We start from the raw sequence: 744 nt of genomic DNA on the forward strand, positions 1-744 counted from the left end.
CGACTGGCCCGTGAGCGCGGCGCTCGGGAACGCCGACAGGAACAGCACCGTCTGCGCGACGTCCTGCACCGTCGTGAACACGCCGTCGACCGTGTTGCCGAGCATCACCTTCTTGATCACGTCCTCTTCGCTGATGCCGAGCTCCTTCGCCTGCTCCGGAATCTGCTTGTCGACCAGCGGCGTGCGCACGAAGCCCGGACACACGACGTGCGAGCGCACGTTGTGCTTCGCGCCTTCCTTCGCCAGCACGCGCGCGAGACCCAGCAGCCCGTGCTTGGCCGTCACGTACGCCGACTTCAGCGGCGACGCTTCGTGCGAATGCACCGAGCCCATGTAGATCACGACGCCGCCGCGATCGTCCTTGTACATGTGCTTGAGCGCGGCCTTCGTCGTCAGGAATGCGCCGTCCACGTGGATCGCCTGCATCTTCTTCCAGTCGGCGAACGAGTAGTTCTCGATCGGGTTGACGATCTGGATGCCCGCGTTCGACACGAGGATGTCCACCGAGCCGAACGTCGCGGCGACCTTGTCGATGCCGCTATTCACCGCTTCCTCGTTGGTCACGTCCATCGCGACGCCGATCGCCTTGCCGCCTGCCTTGACGATCTCGTCGGCGACCGCGTTCGCGCCGTCCTGGTTCAGGTCGGCGATCGCGACGGCCGCGCCCGCCTTGGCGAGCTCGAGCGCGATTTCCTTGCCGATGCCGCTCGCGGCGCCCGTGACGACTGCGGTCTTGCCATTCAG

At 66.0% G+C, this 744-nt stretch carries 1 protein-coding gene; it reads right to left on the reverse strand.

The annotated features are described in order from the left end of the window. Positions 1-744, reverse strand: a 744-nt coding sequence (locus tag CFB35_RS33945) for a 3-hydroxybutyrate dehydrogenase (protein ID WP_256940269.1), incomplete at both ends; no start/stop codon positions are given.

The sequence above is a fragment of the Burkholderia sp. AU16482 genome (assembly GCF_002223285.1).
In the GTDB taxonomy this organism is placed as follows: Bacteria; Pseudomonadota; Gammaproteobacteria; order Burkholderiales; family Burkholderiaceae; genus Burkholderia; species Burkholderia semiarida.